The organism is Nocardioides sp. DN36 (assembly GCF_055380375.1).
On the sequence record NZ_AP043823.1, the window covers coordinates 3,740,774 to 3,762,525 of the forward strand.

Annotated in this window: 19 protein-coding genes; 14 read left to right on the plus strand and 5 right to left on the minus strand. The window is 72.6% G+C overall.

Annotated features, from left to right (window positions below; genetic code table 11):
* Positions 1-166 precede the first annotated feature (166 nt).
* Positions 167-1,741, plus strand: coding sequence for a bifunctional phosphatase PAP2/diacylglycerol kinase family protein (locus tag ACZ43H_RS18920; RefSeq protein ID WP_464585491.1), 1,575 nt, complete (start codon positions 167-169; stop codon positions 1,739-1,741).
* Positions 1,742-1,815: 74 nt separating this feature from the next.
* Here ACZ43H_RS18920 and ACZ43H_RS18925 read toward each other — a convergent pair whose 3' ends face one another.
* Positions 1,816-2,349, minus strand: a complete 534-nt coding sequence (locus ACZ43H_RS18925) for a GNAT family N-acetyltransferase (RefSeq protein ID WP_464585492.1) — start codon at positions 2,347-2,349, stop codon at positions 1,816-1,818.
* 178 nt (positions 2,350-2,527) lie between these two features.
* On the opposite strand from ACZ43H_RS18925, the gene ACZ43H_RS18930 reads away from it, so the two are divergent.
* Positions 2,528-4,510 carry an APC family permease gene (locus ACZ43H_RS18930; protein WP_464585494.1) on the plus strand — a complete coding sequence of 661 codons (1,983 nt, stop codon included), beginning with the start codon at positions 2,528-2,530 and terminating at the stop codon, positions 4,508-4,510.
* Positions 4,511-4,514: 4 nt separating this feature from the next.
* Here ACZ43H_RS18930 and ACZ43H_RS18935 read toward each other — a convergent pair whose 3' ends face one another.
* Complete coding sequence (locus ACZ43H_RS18935; RefSeq protein ID WP_464585496.1) at positions 4,515-4,949, minus strand: hypothetical protein; 435 nt, start codon at positions 4,947-4,949, stop codon at positions 4,515-4,517.
* Positions 4,950-5,314: 365 nt separating this feature from the next.
* On the opposite strand from ACZ43H_RS18935, the gene kdpA reads away from it, so the two are divergent.
* Genes kdpA through ACZ43H_RS18960 form a run of 5 tightly spaced genes read left to right on the plus strand, consistent with a single transcriptional unit; the run spans position 5,315 to position 12,968 of the window.
* A complete protein-coding gene (gene kdpA, locus ACZ43H_RS18940) occupies positions 5,315-6,979 on the plus strand; it encodes a potassium-transporting ATPase subunit KdpA (RefSeq protein WP_464585497.1) in 1,665 nt (554 codons plus the stop codon).
* Positions 6,976-9,120, plus strand: a complete 2,145-nt coding sequence (kdpB, locus tag ACZ43H_RS18945; protein WP_464585499.1) for a potassium-transporting ATPase subunit KdpB — start codon at positions 6,976-6,978, stop codon at positions 9,118-9,120. Before kdpA ends, kdpB begins: the two co-directional genes overlap by 4 nt.
* 13 nt (positions 9,121-9,133) lie before the next feature.
* On the plus strand, positions 9,134-9,760 hold the full coding sequence (gene kdpC, locus ACZ43H_RS18950) for a potassium-transporting ATPase subunit KdpC (RefSeq protein WP_464585500.1): 627 nt from the start codon (positions 9,134-9,136) through the stop codon (positions 9,758-9,760).
* Between the two features lie 20 nt (positions 9,761-9,780).
* The gene (locus ACZ43H_RS18955) at positions 9,781-12,291 is read left to right on the plus strand and encodes a sensor histidine kinase (RefSeq protein WP_464585502.1); all 2,511 of its coding nucleotides are present in this window, start codon (positions 9,781-9,783) and stop codon (positions 12,289-12,291) included.
* The gene (locus ACZ43H_RS18960; protein ID WP_464585504.1) at positions 12,288-12,968 is read left to right on the plus strand and encodes a response regulator; all 681 of its coding nucleotides are present in this window, start codon (positions 12,288-12,290) and stop codon (positions 12,966-12,968) included. The genes ACZ43H_RS18955 and ACZ43H_RS18960 overlap by 4 nt, the downstream gene beginning before the upstream one ends.
* A 7-nt stretch (positions 12,969-12,975) precedes the next feature.
* Here the strand turns inward: ACZ43H_RS18960 and ACZ43H_RS18965 are convergent, their stop codons facing one another.
* Positions 12,976-13,374 carry a DUF4446 family protein gene (locus ACZ43H_RS18965; protein ID WP_464585506.1) on the minus strand — a complete coding sequence of 133 codons (399 nt, stop codon included), beginning with the start codon at positions 13,372-13,374 and terminating at the stop codon, positions 12,976-12,978.
* 102 nt (positions 13,375-13,476) lie between these two features.
* Here ACZ43H_RS18965 and ACZ43H_RS18970 point away from each other — a divergent pair, with 102 nt between their 5' ends.
* Entirely contained in the window at positions 13,477-14,325 is an 849-nt protein-coding gene (locus ACZ43H_RS18970) for a prephenate dehydratase (RefSeq protein ID WP_464585507.1), read from the plus strand.
* A 15-nt stretch (positions 14,326-14,340) separates the two neighbouring features.
* Here ACZ43H_RS18970 and ACZ43H_RS18975 read toward each other — a convergent pair whose 3' ends face one another.
* Positions 14,341-15,153 (minus strand): VOC family protein, encoded by an 813-nt coding sequence (locus ACZ43H_RS18975; protein ID WP_464585509.1) that lies wholly within the window; start codon positions 15,151-15,153, stop codon positions 14,341-14,343.
* A gap of 114 nt (positions 15,154-15,267) precedes the next feature.
* Between ACZ43H_RS18975 and larB the strand changes: the two genes are divergently transcribed.
* The 6 genes from larB (at position 15,268) to ACZ43H_RS19005 (ending at position 20,624) form a co-directional block, all read left to right on the plus strand.
* Entirely contained in the window at positions 15,268-16,014 is a 747-nt protein-coding gene (gene larB, locus ACZ43H_RS18980; protein WP_464585511.1) for a nickel pincer cofactor biosynthesis protein LarB, read from the plus strand.
* A complete protein-coding gene (larC, locus tag ACZ43H_RS18985) occupies positions 16,011-17,228 on the plus strand; it encodes a nickel pincer cofactor biosynthesis protein LarC (protein ID WP_464585513.1) in 1,218 nt (405 codons plus the stop codon). Before larB ends, larC begins: the two co-directional genes overlap by 4 nt.
* Positions 17,229-17,235: 7 nt before the next feature.
* Positions 17,236-17,832: a TMEM165/GDT1 family protein gene (locus tag ACZ43H_RS18990; RefSeq protein ID WP_464585515.1), complete on the plus strand. Its 597-nt coding sequence runs from the start codon at positions 17,236-17,238 to the stop codon at positions 17,830-17,832.
* Positions 17,833-17,887: 55 nt separating this feature from the next.
* Positions 17,888-19,108, plus strand: coding sequence for an arginine deiminase (locus ACZ43H_RS18995; RefSeq protein WP_464585517.1), 1,221 nt, complete (start codon positions 17,888-17,890; stop codon positions 19,106-19,108).
* An 86-nt stretch (positions 19,109-19,194) separates the two neighbouring features.
* Positions 19,195-19,572 (plus strand): Crp/Fnr family transcriptional regulator, encoded by a 378-nt coding sequence (locus ACZ43H_RS19000; RefSeq protein WP_464585519.1) that lies wholly within the window; start codon positions 19,195-19,197, stop codon positions 19,570-19,572.
* Positions 19,569-20,624, plus strand: a complete 1,056-nt coding sequence (locus ACZ43H_RS19005) for an adenylate/guanylate cyclase domain-containing protein (protein WP_464585520.1) — start codon at positions 19,569-19,571, stop codon at positions 20,622-20,624. Before ACZ43H_RS19000 ends, ACZ43H_RS19005 begins: the two co-directional genes overlap by 4 nt.
* A gap of 178 nt (positions 20,625-20,802) precedes the next feature.
* Here the strand turns inward: ACZ43H_RS19005 and ACZ43H_RS19010 are convergent, their stop codons facing one another.
* Positions 20,803-21,744 carry a DUF5926 family protein gene (locus ACZ43H_RS19010; RefSeq protein ID WP_464585522.1) on the minus strand — a complete coding sequence of 314 codons (942 nt, stop codon included), beginning with the start codon at positions 21,742-21,744 and terminating at the stop codon, positions 20,803-20,805.
* Between the last annotated feature and the right edge of the window lie 8 nt (positions 21,745-21,752).

The following is a 21,752-nucleotide window of genomic DNA, read 5'->3' on the forward strand; positions in this document are numbered from 1 at the left end:
GTCCCTGCGGCGAGGGGAGCGAAGCGAGGCTCGTCGTGGGGTGAGGTCATGGCGGCAAGGCTATCCGTCGTACGTGGGAAGGCTCACGCGAGATACGCGCCGCCCCCGGGTACGGTCCCCTGCCCCGGCATACTTGGCCCCGCCCCAGCCACCCGAAGGGACCCGCGTGCTCGACCGTTCTCGCCTGACCACCCTGAGCTGGGCACTCCTCTGCTTCGCGCTGTTCGCGGTGATCGGGGTCCTCGTCACCCACGACTGGGGTCCGCTGACGTCGATCGACAACCGCGGCGACCCGGCCGAGCAGTGGGCGGTGGACGCGCACTGGATGAGACAGCCGCTGAAGGGCGTCGAGGCGGCGTTCGCCACCGTCGGGATGACGATCCTGACCGCGCTCCTCGCCGGCATGCTGCTGTTCAAGAAGCACCGACGGGCGGCGGTCTTCGCGGTCGTGGTGATGGTGGTGACCTCGCTGGTCACCACGCTGATCAAGGTCCAGATCGGGCGCGGCCGTCCACCGTGGCAGAACCAGAACGGGCTGCTGACCACGCAGTCCTTCCCCTCCGGCCACGCCTCGTCGGTGACGGCGTTCGCGGGGATCTGCGTCGTGCTGGCGGTCATGCTCGTGCGCCGGGCGAGCACCCGCCGCACCATCTACCTCGTCCTCGCGGTGTGGGTGCTCCTGGTCTGCGCCGACCGGGTCCTGCTCGGACGCCACTACATCAGCGACGTGACCGCGGGCGCGCTCCTCGGCGCCGGCATGGTGCTGCTCGGCCTGACGATCTACACCCCCCTGCCGCGCAGCCTGGCGATCGGCTCCGAGCCGCTGCCCGAGGTGCTGCCGTCCGCGAAGAAGCTGGCGGTGGTGCTCAACCCGATCAAGGTCGAGGACCCGGGCCAGTTCCGCGCGATCGTCTCCGCGATGGCCGTCGAGGCCGGGTGGTCGGAGCCGACCTGGCACTACACGACCGTCGAGGACCCGGGCACCGGCATGGCCGAGGCCGCCGCGGTGGCGGGCGCCGACCTGGTGCTGGTCTGCGGCGGTGACGGCACGGTGCGCGAGGTCTGCGCCGAGCTCGCCGGCACCGGCATCCCCGTCGGCATCGTGCCCGCCGGGACCGGGAACCTGCTGGCCCGCAACCTGCACATCCCGCTCTACATCCGCGCCGCCATCGACGTGGCGCTCAACGGCCAGGACCGCGCCATCGACCTCGTGTCGGTCGGGGGCGACGGCATCGAGGACACCCACTTCATGGTGATGGCGGGCATGGGCTTCGACGCCGCGATCATGGAGGGCGTCAACGAGGACCTGAAGAAGCGGGTCGGCTGGGTCGCCTACGTGCTCTCGGCCCTGAAGTCGCTGATGTTCCCGGCGGTCAGGGTCGAGGTGTCCGTCGACGGCGGGGAGTTCACCCGGCACCGGGCCCGCACCGTCGTGGTCGGCAACGTCGGCTTCCTGCAGGCCGGCCTCCCGCTGCTGCCGGACGCCGCGATCGACGACGGGCTGCTGGACGTGGTGATCCTGCACCCGCGCAACTTCTTCTCCTGGATCCCGCTCGCCTGGCGGGTGCTGCTCAAGCTCAAGCACACCGACGACCTCGTGAACCGGATGACCGGAGCCTCGGTGGTCATCCGCTCCTCGACCGACACCCCGCGCCAGCTCGACGGCGACTCGATCGGGCCGGGTCGGGAGCTGCGGATGGAGTGCATCCACGGGCGGCTGCTCGTGCGCGTGCCCCGCTGACCTGTCGCAGCGTCACCGCGTACGACGTCGACCCGTCGCAGCTTCACCGCGTACGACGTCGACCCGTCGCAGCTTCACGGCGTACGACGTCGACCCGTCCCTCTTTCACGGCCGAGCCGAAGCCCCATGACCTGTCTGTCCGGACCCAGCAGGCCGAGTCGCTGCCAGCCCCTGGACCGGTAGAGCCGGACCGCCGGGTCGGCTTCGTCGGCCGCCGTGGACAGCAGCGCCCGGTCGTGCGGCAGCCCAGCGAGGAGCAGGTCGTGCAGTCGCCGGCCGGCGCCCCGGCCGCGGCACTTCTCGAGCACCGCCAGCTCGACCAGCTCGAAGTGACCACCCACCCAGGCGTCGAGGCCCGGCAGCTCCTCGACCACGAGGTCGGGCCAGTACTCACCCCGTTGGCCGGTGTACCCCCAGCTGAAACCGATGAGCCGATCCCCCTCCCGCACCGTCGCGAGGCGGAAGTCCGGCCGCGCCCGGTGCCGCTCCCACGGTGACCCCCGCCATTCCTCGAAGCCGCCCTGGGCGCCGAAGACGTCGGCGTACACCTCGAAGACCTCGGTGGCGAGGCCCCGGGCGCTCCCGGCGTCGAGGACTGAGAACTCCATGAGCCCATCGTGACTCCTGCCCGGCGCACTCGACCGTCAACACACGACGGGTCGATGCCCCGGCGCCGTCAACCTGCGACGGGTCGGCGTCAAGAAACCGTCAAGATTTCTGCGCGCCGACGGTCAGCGGTCAACCCGGCATGCAGCCGCCGGAGCCACGAACGGGCAGGCTGTGCTCATGACCACCAGCGCGTCCCCGCCCCGCGACTCCGGTCCATTGGAGGAGGGCGGATCGCGGCGCGGCTTCCGCGCCTGGCTGCTGGCCGACATCGCGGAGACCGGTCACCGCGGGCAGGGCCCGCACGGGGTGCCTGCCCCGGAGCAGGAGCGGCACGTCTGGTGGCGGGTGATGTGCCTGACCGGCCTCGACTACTTCTCGACACTGGGTTACCAGCCCGGGATCGCGGCCCTGGCGGCCGGGCTGCTCTCACCGCTCGCCACGATCGTACTGGTGGGGCTGACGCTGCTAGGGGCGCTGCCTGTCTACCGCCGGGTGGCGGAGGAGTCTCCGCACGGCGAGGGATCCATCGCCATGCTCGAGCGGCTCCTGTCCTTCTGGCAGGGCAAGCTCTTCGTCCTCGTGCTGCTGGGTTTCGCCGCGACCGACTTCCTCATCACGATGACCCTGTCGGCCGCCGACGCCACGGCGCACGTGGTCGAGAACCCGCACGTCCCCGAGGCCCTGCACGGCCAGGAGCTGCTCATCACGCTGGTGCTGCTCGGCGGTCTCGGTGCGGTGTTCCTGCGGGGCTTCACCGAGGCGATCGGCATCGCGGTCGTGCTGGTCGGCGCCTACCTGGCGTTGAACGCGGTGGTCGTCGCGGACTCGCTCTACGAGGTCGTGACGTCCCCCTCGGTGGTGACCGACTGGCGGCACGCGCTGACCCAGGAGCACGGCAACCCGCTGGCCATGGTCGGGATCGCGCTGCTGGTGTTCCCCAAGCTGGCGCTTGGTCTCTCCGGGTTCGAGACGGGGGTAGCGGTGATGCCGCAGATCGAGGGCGACGCGGACGACACCGAGCAGCGTCCGGAGGGCCGGATCCGCGGCGCCAAGCGCCTGCTGACGACCGCGGCCGTCATCATGAGCGTCTTCCTGGTGACCAGCAGCATCGTCACCACGTTGCTGATCCCCGAGAAGGAGTTCGAGGTCGGTGGCGAGGCCAACGGCCGCGCTCTGGCCTACCTCGCCCACGAGCAGCTCGGCAGCACCTTCGGCACCGTGTACGACGTCTCGACGATCGCGATCCTGTGGTTCGCAGGGGCCTCGGCCATGGCCGGCATGCTGAACCTGATCCCCCGCTACCTGCCCCGCTACGGCATGGCGCCGGACTGGGCGCGGGCGGTGCGGCCGCTCGTCCTGGTGCTCACCGCCGCGGCGTTCCTCGTGACCTGGATCTTCGACGCGAGCGTCGACGCGCAGGGCGGGGCATACGCCACCGGCGTGCTGGTCCTCATGACCTCCGCCGCGGTGGCCGTGACGCTGGCGGCCCGGCACGCGGGGCAACGCAAGAGGTTCGTGGGGTTCGCCCTCATCGCCGCCGTGTTCGTCTACACCACCATCGACAACGTCATCGAACGCCCCGACGGCGTCAAGATCGGGGCCTGCTTCATCGGCGCGATCATCGCCGTGTCGTTCTGGTCCCGGGTGAAGCGCGCGTTCGAGCCCCGCGTGACCTCGGTCCAGCTCGATCCCACCGCCGAGCGCTTCATGCGCGACTGCGCGCGGCGCAGCATCCGCCTGATCGCCAACGAGCCCGACGCCGGAGACGCCGAGGAGTACGTCAACAAGACCCGCCAGGTGGTCGCGGACAACGACCTGCGCGACGAGGGCGACATCATCTTCGTCGAGGTGATCCTGACCGACCCCTCGGAGTTCGAGACCACCGTCACGGTGCACGGAGAGGTCCGCCACGGCACCCGGCGGGTGCTGACCTTCGAGTCCTCGACGGTGCCGAACGCGCTGGCCGCCCTGCTCCTGCACATGCGGGACCGCACCGGGGTCAACCCCCACATCTACTTCGAGTGGACCGAGGGCAACCCGGTCACCCAGATCCTGCGGTTCCTCTTCTTCGGCGTGGGCGAGGTGGCCCCGGTGACCCGCGAGGTGCTCCGCCGGGCCGAGCCCGACCGCAGGCGCCGCCCGCACGTCCACGTCGGCTGAGCGGTCAGCGCCGCGCGCCGGCGAGCAGGTCCCCTGCGCGCGTCCTGTCCGGGTCGAGCGGCGCCGGCCGGGCCGCGAGCGCCTGGCGGCGAGTCGCGTGCCGCGCGACCGTCGACGCCGCCGCCGCCGCGACGAGTCCGAGGAGCAGCAGGAATCCCAGCCGGTCGAGGTCGGCGGCCCCGAAGGTCAGCTGACCACCCGCGTGCACCACGAAGCCGGTGAGGAACGCCCAGGCGCTCAGCGCGACGCCCACCGCGTACCTCGCGGGCAGGGCCGCGCAGGATGCCGCCGTCACCGCGGCCAGGGCTGTGAGCCCGACCCGGACGTCGGCCTCGAGGCGGTGGCACACCGTCGCGGTCACGAGCAGCGCCGCTTCGACGAGGCCGAAGCGCACCTCGGAGAGCTCCGTCAGGGATGGCGCGCGATTCGTTCCGGTCATGTCTCCAGTGAAGGCCTCGGTCGGCGGCTGACGGGGGAACGTTGACGGAACCCTGACGTCCGGGCCGCAGGGTCTGACGGATCCCTGACCGTGACCCGCACGGGACGGCGGGACGACCCGAGGGGCCCAGCACCGGCGACGGCCGCGACCAGCCCCCGGGGACTCGCGTGAGCCGCCTCACCACACCGTCCGGATCCCGTCAACAAGCGACGGGTCGGCGTCAGGGAAGCGTCAAGAAGCGACGGGTCGGCGCCTGGGCAGGACTGGGATGGAGACGTGGCTGACCTCGTCTACGTACTCCTGACCCTGGCGTTCTTCGCCCTCACCGCCGTCCTGGTCGGCGTGATCGACCGGCGGTGGAGCAGGTGAGCGCGACCCTGCCCGCGCTCGGGCAGATCCTCGCCCTCGTCCTGCTGCTGGCGGTCAGTGTGCCGTTCCTGGGCCGCTTCCTGGCCGGCATCTACACCAGCGACCGTCACCTCGCGGTCGAGCGGGCGTCGTACCGGCTCCTGCGCGTCGACCCCGACGCCGACCAGCACTGGCGCACCTACGCGTTCTCGGTGCTCGGCTTCTCCCTCGTGAGCGTCCTGGCGCTCTTTGCGCTCGGGCGCCTCCAGCAGCACCTCCCCCTCTCGCTCGGCTTCGGCGCGCTGCCCAGCGACGGCGCCTGGAACACCGCCGTCTCGTTCACGACCAACACGAACTGGCAGTGGTACTCCGGCGAGGCCGCCGTCGGCCACCTGTTCCAGATGTCCGGCCTGACCGTGCAGAACTTCGTGTCGGCCGCGGTCGGCATGGCGGTGGCCGCGGCCTTCGCCCGCGGCCTGGCCCGCTCCGCCCGGGACGGCCGCGTCGGCAACTTCTGGGCCGACCTCGTGCGCACCGTCGTCCGGGTGCTGCTGCCGATCTCGGTCGTCGGGGCGTTCGTCCTGATCGTCTTCGGCGCCGTGCAGAACCTCGCGGACCCCCAGACCGTGCACACGCTCACCGGTGGCGTCCAGCACGTCACCGGTGGTCCGGTCGCCAGCCAGGAGGTCATCAAGGAGCTCGGCACCAACGGGGGCGGCTTCTACAACGCCAACTCCTCGCACCCCTTCGAGAACCCGACCCCCGTCACGAACCTGCTCGAGGTCTTCCTGCTCCTCCTCATCCCGTTCGCGATGGCCTGGGCCTTCGGCATCATCGTCGGGGACCGCCGCCAGGGCATCGCGATCCTGTCGGTGATGGCGATCCTGCTGGGCATCTCGATCGCCCTGCTCACCTGGGCCGAGATGGCTGGGCACGGCTCGGCGCCGGCTGCCGCCGGCGGAGCCCTGGAGGGCAAGGAGATGCGTTTCGGCACCGCCGCCTCGGCACTCTTCGGCGCCGCGACGACCGGCACGTCGACCGGCGCGGTCAACTCCATGCACGACTCGTTCACCGCGCCCGGCGGAGGCGTGGCGATGTTCAACATGATGCTCGGCGAGGTCGCGCCCGGCGGCGTCGGCTCGGGCCTCTACGGCATGTTGATGCTGGCCGTGGTCACGGTGTTCCTGTCCGGCCTGATGGTCGGCCGCACCCCGGAGTACCTCGGCAAGAAGATCGGGCAGCACGAGATCGTGCTCGTCGCCTTCTACGTGCTGACCACGCCGTTCCTCGTGCTCGCCGGAGTGGCCGTCGCGCTGTCCGCCGACGCCGGCCTCGCCGGCCTCCAGGCGTCCGGGCCGCACGGGTTGTCCGAGGCCCTGTACGCCACCACGTCGGCGTCCAACAACAACGGCAGCGCCTTCGCCGGACTGACCAGCGGTACGCCGTTCTGGAACACCCTGCTCGGTGTCTGCATGCTGGCCGGCCGGTTCCTGCCGATGGTCTTCGTCCTGGCCCTCGCCGGACGCTTCGCGAGCCGGCAGCAGCTGCCCGAGAGCGCCGGCACCCTCCCCACCACCAAGCCACTCTTCGTGGTCCTGCTCACCGGCGTCGCGCTGATCGTGGTCGGTCTGACCTACGTCCCGGCGCTCGTCCTCGGTCCGATCGTGGAGTCCCTCGCATGAACGTCCAGCACACCAACGTCCAGTCCCACCGGTCCCGGGGTGCCGGCATCCCGGACTCGGAGGACCACCACCACAAGCCCGCCGCCGTCCAGCGCTCCGTGACCGAGCAGCTCGTCTCCGCGCTGCCGGGCGCCGTACGCAAGCTCGACCCGCGCGAGCTGCTCGGCAGCCCCGTCATGCTGGTCGTCGAGATCGGCGCCGCGGCCACCACGGTCATGGCGATCGTGGACCCCAGCGTGATGGCTTGGTCCGTCACGGTCTGGCTGTGGCTCACCGTCGTCTTCGCCACGCTGGCCGAGGCGGTGGCCGAGGGGCGCGGCAAGGCCCAGGCGGCCAGCCTTCGCGCCCTCCAGCAGGAGACGATGGCGCGGCGGGTGCGTGGCGGTCGCGACCAGCTCGAGCACACCGGCAACCTGGCCGACCTGCCCACCGACGAGGTGCAGAGCACCCAGCTGCGCGCCGGCGACGTCGTCGTCGTCGTGGCGGGCGAGCGGATCCCCGGCGACGGCGACGTCATCGAGGGCGTGGCCAGTGTCGACGAGTCTGCGGTCACCGGAGAGTCGGCCCCGGTGATCCGGGAGTCCGGCGGCGACCGGAGCGCGGTCACCGGCGGCACCGTGGTGCTCTCCGACCGGATCGTCGTGCGCATCACCTCCGAGCCCGGACACTCGTTCGTGGACCGCATGATCGCGCTGGTGGAGGGATCGGAGCGCCAGCGCACCCCGAACGAGATCGCGCTCAACGTCCTGCTGATCGCGCTGACGGCCGTCTTCGTGGTCGTCGTCGTGACCCTCTACCCGCTGGCGGACTACAGCGACGCGCACCAGTCGGTCGTGGTGCTCACCGCACTCCTGGTCTGCCTGATCCCCACCACCATCGGGGCGCTGCTGTCGGCGATCGGCATCGCCGGGATGGACCGGCTGGTACGCCGCAACGTGCTCGCCATGTCGGGTCGCGCGGTCGAGGCCGCCGGTGACGTCGACGTCCTGCTGCTCGACAAGACCGGGACCATCACCTACGGCAACCGGCGAGCCACGGAGCTGCTGCCTCTCGAGGGCGTGGACGTCGAGCTGATCGCGGACGCCTCGCTGCTGGCGTCCCTGGCCGACGAGACCCCCGAGGGCCGGTCGATCGTGGACCTGGTGCGCGACGAGGGCAGGGACCCGGGTCACGGCCGCGTCCCCGCGGGGGCCACCCTGGTCGAGTTCTCCGCGACCACCCGGATGAGCGGCATCGACCTGCCGGGTCGCAGCATCCGCAAGGGCGCCGGTTCGGCTGTCACGAAGTGGGTGCACAGCACCGGCGGCCGGCTCTCCCCCGAGCTGGACACCCTCGTCGAGAAGGTGAGCGGGAGCGGCGGCACGCCCCTGGTGGTCGCCGAGCAGGTCGGCACGGACCCGGCGCGGCTGCTCGGGGTCATCCACCTCAAGGACGTCGTCAAGGAGGGGATCCGCGAGCGCTTCGCCGAGATGCGCGCGATGGGCATCCGCACCGTGATGATCACCGGCGACAACCAGGTCACCGCCCGGGTGATCGCGGCCGAGGCCGGCGTCGACGACGTACTCGCCGAGGCCACCCCCGAGGACAAGATGGCCCTGATCCGCAAGGAGCAGGAGGGCGGCCGGATGGTCGCCATGTGCGGCGACGGGACCAACGACGCCCCCGCCCTGGCCCAGGCCGATGTCGGCGTCGCGATGAACACGGGCACCATGGCCGCCAAGGAGGCCGGCAACATGGTCGACCTCGACTCCGACCCGACCAAGCTCATCGACGTCGTCGAGATCGGCAAGCAGCTGCTCATCACCCGGGGCGCGCTGACGACCTTCTCGATCGCCAACGACGTCGCGAAGTACTTCGCCATCCTGCCGGCGATGTTCGTCGTGGCCTTCCCCGACCTCGACGTCCTCAACCTCATGCGGCTGTCCAGCCCCGAGTCGGCGATCGTCTCGGCGGTCGTGTTCAACGCGCTGGTCATCGTCGCGCTGATCCCGCTCGCCCTGCGCGGCGTGCGCTACCGGCCGTCGTCGGCCTCGGACCTGCTGCGCCGCAACCTGCTGGTGTACGGCGTCGGCGGGCTGGTCGCCCCCTTCGTCGGCATCAAGCTGCTCGATCTCGTCATCTCCCTGATCCCCGGCCTCTGAAAGGCACTGGACCATGAACGACCTCTACGCCCTGTTCCGCCACAGCCTCGCGGGCCTGCGCGCGCTCGTGCTGCTGACGCTGGTCCTCGGCCTCGCCTACCCGCTCGCGATCACCGGCATCGCCCAGGTTGCGATGCCGTGGCAGGCCGACGGCTCCCTCGTCGACGCGTCCGGCAACCACGTCACGGCCGCGAGGGACGCGGTCGGCTCGGCCCTCCTGGGTCAGCGGACCGTCGGCAAGGACCTGTTCCACCCCCGCCCGTCCGCCGCGGGCGACGGCTGGGACCCGCTCGACACCTACGGCTCCAACCTCGGTCCCGAGAGCACCGACCTGGTCGCCAGCATCGAGGAGCGGCGCGCCGAGATCGCCGGGCGGGACGGTGTCGAGCCGGGCGCCGTGCCCCCGGACGCCGTCACCGCCTCGGGGTCCGGGCTGGACCCCGACATCTCACCGGCGTACGCCGACCTGCAGGTGGCCCGGGTCGCGAAGGCCAACGGGCTGAGCGTCGCCCACGTCCAGCGACTTGTCGAGGACAACACCTCGGGCCGGACCCTGGGCTTCCTGGGCGAACCCCGCGTCAACGTGCTGGAGCTGAACATCGACGTGCTCCGAGCCTCGTCGGTCTCAGCCCAGGGCTGACGGACTGGCAGGATCGAGACATGGAGGAGCGGCGCCGGGGAAAGCTGACGGTGTACCTCGGCGCTGCCCCCGGCGTGGGCAAGACCTACGCCATGCTCGACGAGGCCCGGCGCCGCTGCGAGCGCGGCACCGATGTCGTCGTGGGGTACGTCGAGACCCACGGGCGAGCCAAGACCCTGGCCCAGGTCGACGGCCTCGAGGTGGTCCCGCGCAAGGAGGTCGACCACCGCGGCGCGACGTTCACCGAGATGGACACCGACGCGATCCTGGCCCGCAGGCCGGCCGTGGTCCTCGTCGACGAGCTGGCGCACACCAACGTGCCGGGCAGCCGGCACGAGAAGCGCGCCCAGGACGTCGAGGACCTGCGAGCCGCGGGCATCGACGTCATCACCACCGTCAACATCCAGCACCTGGAGTCGATCAACGACGAGGTGGAGCGGATCACCGGGGTCCGGCAGCGCGAGACCGTTCCCGACGACGTGGTCCGCACCGCCGACCAGATCCAGCTGGTCGACATGGCCCCGGACGCGCTGCGGCGGCGGATGGCGCACGGCAACATCTACCGGCCTGAGCAGATCGACGCCTCGCTGGCGTCCTACTTCCGGGTCGGCAACCTGACCGCGCTGCGTGAGCTGGCCCTGCTCTGGCTCGCCGACCGGGTCGACGACGCCCTTGATGACTACCGTCGGGCGCACGACATCGCAGCCCCCTGGCCGACCAAGGAGCGCATCGTCGTCGCGGTCACGGGAGGCGAGGAGAGCGAGACGCTGCTGCGTCGCGGCGCGCGCCTCGCCCAGCGGGCAGCCGGCTCGGAGCTGCTGGCCGTGCACGTGATCGCCACCGACGGCCTCCGCAACGTCGACGACGGGCGGGTCGCCCGCTCCCAGCAGCTGGTCGAGTCGCTGGGAGGCTCCTTCCACACCGTGGTGGGTGAGGAGGTGGCGGACTCCGTCGTGGACTTCGCCACCGGTGCCAACGCGACGATGATCGTGGTCGGTGTCTCGCGGCACGGCAGGCTCCGCCGGCTCTTCACGGGATCCACCGGCGACCGCATCGCCTCGCTGGCGGGGGCGATCGACGTCCACCTGGTCACCCACGAGCGGGTGGCGGGGGCGGCTCGCTCCCGCAGGCAGCTGTCGCCGCTCAGCCGTCGCCGCCAGCTGGTCGGCTGGCTCCTGGCCCTCGCGCTGCCGCTGGTGCTGGCCGCCGGGCTGCAGTCGCTGGACGAGTCCCACCAGCTGCCCCTGGCGCTGCTGCTCTTCCTCGCCGGCACCGTCCTGGTCGCCCTCGTGGGCGGGATGCTGCCCGCCCTCCTGGCCGCCCTGGCCGGGTTCCTCACGCTCAACTGGTTCTTCACCCCTCCGGTCGGTCGCCTGACCATCGCCGAGCCCACCAACCTGGTCGCCCTGATGGTCTACGTCGCCGTGGCCGTCGGCGTGGCGACCGTGGTCGACCGGGCCTCCCGCCGCGCCTCCGAGGCCGCGCAGGCACGGGCCGAGGCCGCGACCCTGGCGTCGCTGTCCCAGTCGGTGCTCACCGGTCAGGACACCGCCGAGGCGATCGTGGAGCGGCTGCGGGAGACCTTCGCCCAGGACTCCGTGGCGCTGCTGGCCCGGACCCCTGCCGGCACCTGGCGGCTGGTCGCCGCGAGCGGACCGCACCCGGCGGCGGTGCCGGACGGGGCCGACTCCCGGGTCACCGTCGACGACGACCACGTCCTCGCCCTGCGCGGGTCGACGCTGCGCGCCTCCGACCAGCGGGTGCTCGAGGGGTTCGCCGTCCAGACCGGCCTGGTGCTGGAGTACCGACGGCTGCGCGAGAGCGAGAACCGCGCGGTCGCGCTCGAGCGCGCGGACGCGACCAGCACCGCGATCCTGCGCGCCGTCTCGCACGACCTGCGTACGCCGCTGGCCACCATGCGCACGGCGGTGGACGGCCTCGTCTCCGGCGGGCGTGCTCTCGACGAGGCCGACCGGCGCACCCTGGTCGAGGCCGTCGACTCCGCCACCGACCAGCTCGAGCACCTCATCGACGACCTGCTCGACCTGTCCCGGCTGCAGACCGGGCTCCTGCACCCGGTGCTGCGGCCCCGCAGCCTCGAGGAGATCCTGCCGATCGCGGTGGCCGGCCACCCGCCGGGCAGCGTCGTCCTCGAGCTGGACGAGTCGGCGCCGTTCGTGCGGACCGACGCGGGGCTGCTCGAGCGGGTCGTCGCGAACCTGGTCGCCAACGCGGTCCGGGTCTCGCGAGGGACACCGGTCCGCGTGGTCGCGCAGGTCCTCGAGCACGAGATGTCGATCCTCGTGGTCGACCGCGGCCCGGGCGTGCCCGCCCCTCTGCGCGAGCGGATGTTCGAGCCGTTCCAGCGTCTCGGCGACACCAGCCCCGGTGGCCTCGGGCTCGGCCTGGCCGTGGCTCGCGGCCTCACCGAGGCGATGGGGGGCACCCTGACCGCGGAGGACACGCCGGGTGGCGGGCTGACGATGGTGCTGTCCGTCCCGCGGGTCGATCCCGAGAGCGAGGACGCATGAGCCACCGCGTGCTGGTCGTCGACGACGAGCCGGCGCTGGCCCGCGCGCTGGCGATCAACCTCCGCGCGCACGGCTGGGAGGTCGTCACCGCCGCCGACGGGCGCGGCGCGCTCACCGCTGCCGCCGAGACGCATCCCGACGTGGTCGTGCTCGACCTCGGCCTCCCCGACATGGACGGCACCGAGGTGATCGCCGGCCTGCGTGGCTGGACGAGCGTGCCGATCGTGGTGCTCTCCGCGCGCCAGCACGGCGAGGACAAGGTGGAGGCGCTCGACCTCGGCGCCGACGACTACGTCACCAAGCCGTTCGCGATGAACGAGCTGATGGCCCGGCTGCGGGCTGCGGTGCGCCGCAGCCAGGAGACGGCACCGGGCGCCTCCGTCGTGGAGGTGGGGGACCTGGTCATCGACCTGGCCCGCAAGAAGGTGACCCGAGCCGGGGCCGACGTACGCCTCACCCCCACGGAGTGGGCCTTCCTCGAGCTGCTCGCCCGCAACCTCGGCAAGCTGGTCTCGCGACAGCAGATCCTGCGCGAGGTGTGGGGGCCGGCGTACGAGCACGAGAGCCACTACCTGCGGGTGTACGCCGCGCAGCTGCGGCGCAAGCTCGAGGACGACCCCGCGCACCCGCGCCACCTGGTGACCAGCAGCGGGCTGGGCTACACGCTGGAGCCGTGACCGGACGCTACGGGCGGGCGCCCTCGATCGCCTCCTGCTCCTCCGGCGAGAGCTGCTGCTCGCAGGACCAGGCCGAGATGCTCTTGGCGTAGGTGCGCGAGTCGCTGCGGCCGTGGATCGAGGTCAGCACGACCCCGTGGCCGCTCTCGTCGAGGAGCGCGAGCGACCAGGACAGGTGGCCGCCCATGTCCCCGAAGGCGTCGTACCGGACCACCGCGAGGTGGCGCAGCGCGTCGCGGGCCTCGGCGCGCAACGCCGCGACCTCCTGCCGCAGGCCGTAGACGTCCTGGGGCAGCGCGTCGGCGCCGACCTTGCGCCGGGCGGCACTCTGCCGGCGGAGCGAGAGGACCGAGAGGACCAGGGCGGCGAGGGCGACCAGCAGGGCGATCGAGACGAGGAACGGCACGGTGCGAAGCCTAGGTAGCGAACTCCGCCAACCGGCGGCGCCCCGCCCGGTGACGGCCAACGGGTGGTCAACGCGACGAGGGGATGCGCGAGCCGTGGAAGCATGAGGAGCGTGACCGACCGACGCATCGCCTACCAGGGAGAACCAGGCGCCAACTCGCACCTGGTGTGCAAGGAGCACTACCCGGACTGGGAGGCGCTCCCCTGCGCGTCGTTCGAGGACGTCTTCGCCGCGGTCGAGTCGGGCGAGGCCGACCTGGCCATGATCCCGATCGACAACTCGATCGCCGGCCGGGTCGCCGACATCCACCACTTCCTCCCGGCGTCGGACCTGCACATCATCGCCGAGCACTTCCTGCGGATCCGGTTCAGCCTGATGGGGGTCCCCGGCTCCACGCTGGACACCATCCGCACCGTGCACAGCCACGTCCACGCGCTCGGCCAGTGCCGCAAGGTCATCCGCGAGCACGGCCTCACACCGATCATCTCCGGCGACACCGCGGGAGCGGCCCGCGAGGTCGCCGAGGCCGGCGACCCGACCCAGGCCGCGATCTCGCCGCCGCTGGCTGCCGACATCTACGGCCTGCAGGTCCTGGCCGACGACGTGGAGGACGAGGAGCACAACACCACCCGGTTCGTGGTCCTCTCCCGCGAGCTCGTCGAGGCGCCCGCCGGCGACGGCCCCGTGGTGACCAGCTTCATCTTCAACGTCCGCAACCTGCCCGCCGCGCTCTACAAGGCCCTCGGTGGCTTCGCCACGAACGGCGTCAACATGACCAAGCTGGAGAGCTACATGGTCGGCGGGGAGTTCACCGCGACCCAGTTCCTCGCCGAGGTCGACGGCCACCCCGACGACGTACCGGTGCGCAACGCGCTCGAGGAGCTCGCCTTCTTCACCACCGACGTGAAGGTCCTCGGCGTCTACCCCGCCGACCCCTTCCGCGCGGGCTGACCCGCGACGACCGGCTCAGCCCGCCGGCTGGGACTGCATCAGGTCGAACGTGGCGCCCTGCGGGTCGGCGAGCACGGCCATCCGGCCCACCCCGGGGAGGTCGAAGGCGGGCGCCAGGACCGTCGCGCCGAGGTGCTGGGCCCACGCCACCGCGTCGTCCACGCTCTCCACGTCGAAGTAGACCGACCAGCACGGCGGGATCCCGGGCCGGGGCGGCGCCATCGCGCCGGCGACCTGCCGCCCCTCGACCACGAGGCAGGAGTAGTCGGTGCCGTCCACCGGCATCGTCTCCCAGCCCACCCCGAGGACGTCGCTGTAGAAGCGGGTGGCGCGGTCGACGTCGGGGGTCATCAGCTCGTGCCACACCGGGGTGCCGGGCTCGTTGGCACGCACGGTGCCCGCGTGGGTCAGGGACTGCCACAGGTTGACGCGGGCGCCGGTGGGGTCCTCCACGACCGCCATCCGGCCCAGCTCCATCACGTCGAACGGCCCGGCCAGGACCTTCCCGCCGGCCCCCGCCACCCGGGTCGCCGCGGCGGCGACGTCGTCCACCGCGAGGTAGACCGCCCAGGACGCCGGCCGGCCGGCCTGGTCCGGCCCCTGACCGGCGATGCCGGCGACGGGGTCCCCCTCGAGGGCCGCCGTCAGGTAGTGGGAGCCCTCGTCGTCGACAGGGACCTCCTCGACCTCCCAGCCGAACAGCCCGGTGTAGAAGGCTCGCGCCGCCGCCTGGTCGGGTGTCGTCAGCTCGACGTAGCAGGGCGTCCCCTGCGGGTAGCGCTCGAACCTCGCCACGACGGCCTCCTCGTCACCCCGGGTCGTCGGCACCCGGGCGGGTCCTCCACCCACCGGGAGCCAACACCCCGAGGCGGACCGGCGGACAGGGTCGTAGGGCCCGGGCGGGAGCCGGTGCCGGGTGCGGCGCCGGGTAGGTTCCTCTGCGTGGACCAGCCCGACCACCCTGCACACCCGGGGGACCGCCCGACGTCCGGCGCCTCGCCCGACCCGCGCGTCGCCGACCTCGGCTTCGCGCGCGTGGACGTCGACCGCGCCGCCCGCACCGGTGACCCCGAGGTCGTCTACGGCGCCGGCAAGACGCCCCACCAGGTCGTCGAGATCCTGCGCACCCTCCAGGAGCGCCACCCCGAGCGCGCGGTGCTCGCGACCCGGCTCTCCGACGAGGCCCTCGCCCGGGTCGCCGACGCCCTGCCCGGTGCGACGCTCGACCCGGTCGCCCGAGCCGTCACCCTCGGACCGCTGCCGACGGCGCGCGGCACGGTGGCGGTGGTCAGCGCCGGCACCTCCGACGCCTCCGTCGCGGCCGAGGCGGCCCTCACGATCCGGGTGCACGGCGCCGGCGTGGACCGGATCGAGGACGTCGGCGTCGCCGGGCTGCACCGGATCCTCGGCGTCCGGGACCGGCTGGCCGCCGCCGACTGCCTGGTCGTGGTCGCCGGGATGGAGGGCGCCCTGCCGTCCGTCGTCGGCGGGCTGACCGGTGTCCCCCTCGTGGCGGTCCCCACCTCCGTGGGGTACGGCGCCTCGTTCGGCGGGCTCGCCGCCCTCCTGGGCATGCTGAACTCGTGCGCCCCGGGAGTCACGGTCGTCAACATCGACAACGGCTACGGCGCCGGCGTCTTCGCCGCCCGGGTCGCCCGCAACGCGGCCCCGCGGCCGGGGGCCTCGTGACGATCTGGGTCGACGCCTCCTCGGGTGCCAGTGGCGACATGCTGCTGGGCGCCCTGGTGGGCGCGGGCGTGCCGGTCGACGTGCTGCAGGGCGCGGTCGACGCGATCGCGCCCGAGCCGGTGACCCTCGACGTCGAGCAGGTGACCCGCAACGGCTTCGCCGCCACCCGCTGCCACGTGGAGGTCGCGGACTCCGTCCACCACCGCACCTGGCGCGACATCCGCGCGCTGCTGGCTGCGGCCGACCTCGACGACGAGGTGCGCGAGCTCGCGACCCGCACGTTCGAGCGGCTCGCCGTCGCCGAGGGCGCGGTCCACGGCCACGACCCCGACGAGGTGCACTTCCACGAGGTGGGGGCGCTGGACGCGATCGCCGACGTGGTCGGGGTGTGCGCTGGCTTCGCCCACCTCGGGCTCGCCGAGGTCGTCGTCTCCCCCGTCGCCGTCGGCTCGGGGACCGTCCGGGGCGCCCACGGCACCCTCCCCGTCCCCCCGCCCGCCGTGGCCGAGCTGCTGCGCGGTGTGCCGTCGTACGCCGGTCCGCCCGGGGCGCCCGCCACCGAGCTGTGCACCCCCACCGGCGCCGCCCTGCTCACGACGCTGGCGACCGGCTGGGGGCCGCAGCCCGTGATGACCACCGACACCATCGGCGTCGGCGCCGGCGGCCGCGACCCCGAGGGGCACGCGAACGTGCTGCGGGTGCTGGTCTCGAGGAGCTCGACCACCGGAGCCGGGTCGGCCACGGGAGCCGGCTCACCCGCTGGGGCGCCCCCGCTCCTCGTCGAGACCAACATCGACGACCTGGACCCCCGGGTCTGGCCCGCGGTGATCGCCGCGCTGCTCGAGGCGGGCGCCTCGGACGCCTGGCTGACGCCGATCCTGATGAAGAAGGGTCGCCCGGCCCACACTCTCAGCGTCCTGGTCGCCGCCGACCGGGCCGCGGCCGTCCGCGCCGAGATCTTCCGGCAGACCTCCACGATCGGCCTGCGCGAGCAACCCCTCGGCAAGCACGCCCTGGACCGCGAGATGGTCTCCGTCGACATCGACGGCCAGACCGTGGCGGTCAAGCTGGCCCGGCACGACGGCGTGCTGGTCAACGCCCAACCGGAGTACGACGACGTGGCGCGCGCCGCCGCGGCCCTCGGGCGCCCCGTGCTCGACGTGCTCAACGACGCCGTGGCCGCGAGCCGCGCCTTCCTCCGACAGGAGCCCTGATCCCCTGATGGACCTCGTGGTCATCGCCCTCACCTTCGTCGCGATCTTCGTGGTGGAGCTGCCCGACAAGACCTTCGTCGCCACCCTGGTGCTGGCCACGAAGTACCGCCCGCTCCTCGTCTGGATCGGCGTCGGCCTGGCCTTCCTGGTGCAGACGGTCGTGGCGGTGCTGCTCGGGCACGCGGTGACCTTCCTGCCCGAGGACCTGGTCCGCGCGGTCGCCGGCGCGATCTTCCTCATCGGGGCGGTGCTGCTCTTCCGCGAGGGCCGCAGCCACCACCAGGCCAGCGAGGACGAGGAGGAGTACGCCGCCAAGGCGACCGCCGCGACCGGCTGGAAGGCCGTGCTCACCTGCTTCCTGATCCTGTTCGCCGCCGAGTGGGGCGACCTCTCCCAGCTGCTGACGATCTCGCTGGTGGCGAAGTACGAGGACCCGGTCAGCGTCTTCATCGGTGCGCTGGGCGCCCTGCTCGTGGTCAGCGGGCTCGCCGCCATCGCGGGGCGGACCCTGCTGAAGTTCATCTCGCTGCACACGCTGCACTACCTCGGCGCGGCGGTCTGCCTCGTGCTCGCCGGGCTCACGGCGTACGAGCTCCTGGCCTGAGGCCGAAGGTGGCGCGGGTCCTGCAACGGGCGCCCGCGCCACTAGAGTGCTGCACATGACCCAGCACGGCGCCGACAGCGAGGTCGGCAGGCTCCAGACCGTCATGCTCCACCGCCCGGGCCCGGAGCTGAAGCGGTTGACGCCGCGCAACAACGACAAGCTGCTCTTCGACGGCATCCCGTGGGTGGCCCGCGCCCAGGACGAGCACGACGCCTTCGCCCAGGCGCTGCGGGACCGCGGCGTCGAGGTGCTCTACCTGACCGACCTGATCGCCGAGACGCTGGAGAGCGAGGTCGCCCGCAACCACGCGATCACCACCGCGCTCTCGGGGCTGCACCTCGGCGACACCATGCGCACCTACCTCGCGCACGCCCTGCGCGAGGCCTCCCCCGAGGAGCTCACCGGCTACCTCACCGCCGGCATCCGCAACGACGAGGTGCGCGGCGGCTTCGGGCTGGTCACCTCGCTGCTGGCCAGCGACGACTTCCTCATCGACCCGCTGCCCAACCTGCTGTTCACGCGCGACTCCAGCGTCTGGGTGCGGGACCGGGTCGCGGTCACCTCGCTCGCCATGCCGGCCCGCGCGCGGGAGACCCAGCTCACCGAGCTGATCTACACCGAGCACCCGCGCTTCCGCGGCACCCGCAAGATCCACGGCTGGCACCACGAGCATGTGGAGGGCGGCGACGTGCTGCTGCTCGCGCCCGGCGTGATCGCCGTCGGCGTCGGCGAGCGCACCACCCCCGCGGGCGTCGAGCGCTTCGCCCGCCAGGTCTTCCACGCCGACCTCGCGCACACCGTGCTGGCGGTCCCGATCGCCCAGGAGCGGGCGACCATGCACCTCGACACCGTGGCCACCATGGTCGACGTCGACAAGATCGTGATGTACCCCAACGTCGCCGACTCGCTGCAGGCCTACGCCGTCACCACCGCCGACGGCTCGGCCGCCGAGGGTGACCTGGAGCTGCGCATCGCCGAGGCCGAGCCGTTCCTGGTCGCGGCCGCCAAGGCCATGCAGATCGACACCCTGCACCAGATCGACACCGGCCTGGACCCCGTCACCGCCGAGCGCGAGCAGTGGGACGACGGCAACAACACCCTGGCCCTCGCGCCCCGGGTGGCCGTGGCCTACGAGCGCAATGACGAGACCAACTCCCGCCTCGAGGAGGCCGGCATCGAGGTCGTCCGGATCGCCGGGTCGGAGCTGGGCTCGGGCCGCGGCGGGCCGCGCTGCATGAGCTGCCCGATCTCCCGGGAGCCGCTCCCCGAGGCGTGACGAACGGTACGCCCCGGGACGCTGGACACCCCCGGCCCCGGTCGGCGAGGATCCGGCCGGGGAGGACCGTCTGCGAAAGGCACGGCATGTCTGTCTCGTTCTTCGACTCGTTCACGCCACAGGAGGTCGCGCGCATCAGCGCGGCCGGCACCAGGGTGAAGGTGCCTGCGGGCTGGTCTCCCATCTGGGAGAAGACCCCGGCCGACAAGGCCTACATCCTGCTCGAGGGCACGGTGTCGGTACGCCGCCACGGCGACGAGATCGCCCAGCTCGGCCCCGGCGAGATCATGGGTGAGGCCGCCATCGTCAACCACTCGCTGCGGACCGCCTCGATCGTGGCGCTGACCCCGCTCGAGCTGATCCACTTCACCGACGAGGCGGTCCGGGGCCTCTGCGAGGAGATCCCGGCGTTCGCCGAGGCGCTCCGCGCGGCGGCGGACCAGCGCCTCAGCCGGGCTGAGTGAGCGCACCCGACGAGGGCTCCGCGCCGGACACCGGCGCGGTCGAGCTGCCCGACCTCGCCGAGGCGCTCGAGGTGGTCGAGACCTTCCTGCTGGGCGAGCAGCCCGGCCTGACCCGGGTCGAGGTGGCCGAGCGGGCCGGCGTACCCCTCGAGGTGGCCGAGCAGCTGTGGCGGCTGCTGGGCTTCCCGAACCAGACCGACGACGCCGTCGCCTTCACCGAGGCCGACGTGCAGGCCCTGGTGCTCACCCACGACCTGATGGAGCTGGGCATCCTCGGTCCCGACTCGCAGGCCGCCCTGGTGCGGACCTGGGGTCGCAGCTACGCCCGGCTGGCCGAGTGGCAGACCGACCTGCTCACCGACGTCGCGATCGAGGGGCCCGACCCGCAGCAGCGGCTGACCGAGCTCGCCGCCTCGGTGCTGCCCCGGGTGGAGAAGCTGCAGAGCTACATCTGGCGGCGCCACCTCGCCAGTGCCACCAGCCGACTGCTCACGGTCGAGTCCTCCGGGTCGGCCGCGACGCCGCAGAGCGTCTGCTTCGTCGACATCGTGGGCTACACCTCGCAGAGCAAGAACCTCGCCGAGGGTGAGCTCGTCGACTGGCTGGAGCACTTCGAGGACGAGGCGACCGGGCTCGTGGTCGACCACGGCGGCCGGATGATCAAGACCATCGGCGACGAGGTGCTCTTCGTGGCCGACGACGCGACGGCCGCGGCCGAGGTGGCGCTGCGGATGACCGAGCGCGGCGCGGACGAGCAGGACCGGTTCCCCCAGGTCCGGGCCGGCCTGGCCCACGGTCCCGTGGTCAGCCGTCTCGGCGACGTCTTCGGGCCGGTCGTGAACATCGCCGCCCGGCTCACCTCGGTCGCCCGTCCCGGCACGGTGCTGGTCGACCGGGGCGCCTACGAGGCGCTGTCGGGGCGCTCACCGGACGACGAGGCGGAGCCGGCCGCGGACGCGGCGTACACGTTCCGCCGGATGCGGCGGACGCCGGTGAAGGGCTACGCGCGGCTCCAGCCGCACGTGCTGCGCCGGGCCCGCGGCGCGGGCTGACGCGGGCCGCCCGGATCCGGGCATTGAAAAGCCCGGCCGTTGTCGACGGGGGACACAACAACGACCGGGCAGTTGAAAATCTACGTGACGCGGGTTGGTCACACAATCCCCCGCCCGAGAATTTCGGGGTGATCTACCACAAGTTCGGCACACCGAACCGGCGTACGCCTCCCCCGGTCTAGCGGATCGTGACCTGACGGTTGGCCAGGCCCGAGCGGGCGGAGCGCTGCTCGGCGGTCAGCGGGGACGTGTCGGCGAGCGCCTCGGCCAGATCGGCCGCGAACCGTTCGGCAGGCTCCTCCAGCGGCTCCGGGCCGGTGCCGACCGGGAGATCCCAGACCGGGGCGAGCAGGCCGTGGGCCCGGAACATGCCCACGAAGCGCGAGCCCGGAGCGATGTCGTCCTTGCCGGCGGCGTGCAGGCGGGCGAGCGCGTCGAGCAGCTGGTCCTCGGGCTCGGGCATCACCCAGCGCAGGTGCTCCTTGGAGCCCACGTTGGTCCAGTACGCCGCCTCGACCGACGTCAGGCGCGCGGTGGGGCTGGCCGCCGCGTTGGCCTGCTCGAGGGCCGCCGCCATGCCGGACTGGTCCTCGACGTCGGCGATCCAGTACTCGAAGCCGTCGTGGACGGTCACGTCGAGCCGGTCCCCGGTGATCAGGTCCTGCAGGCGCGGGCCCTCGCCGGGCGGGTCGGTCAGGCCGACGATGCCGGGCTCCTCGGTCGCGAGGGCCTTCTGCAGCACCGCGCCGAGGTCGCGGGCCGGGTCGCCGAAGTTGTGCTGGACCTGCAGGCCCAGCCAGATCTGACCGCTCTCACGCACCATCGCGGGCGCGGCCATCGGCAGCAGCGAGCAGAGCTGGACGCTGCGGCCGGCGCTGTCGGGCTCCTTCAGCGTCAGCGGCGCGGTCGCGGCCGGGACCAGCTCGCGCAGCGCGACCACGTCGCACTCCGAGGGCATGCCCTCGAACGGGCGGGAGACGAAGACGCTCGGGGCGCCACCCGCGGCGCCGTGGCAGGCCTTGTAGCGCTTGCCCGAGCCGCACGGGCAGGGCTGGCGGGGGCCGACCTCGCCCTCGGGGAGCTGGGTGTCGCGGGCTTTGGTGCGGGAACGCTTGGCCATGGGCGCGA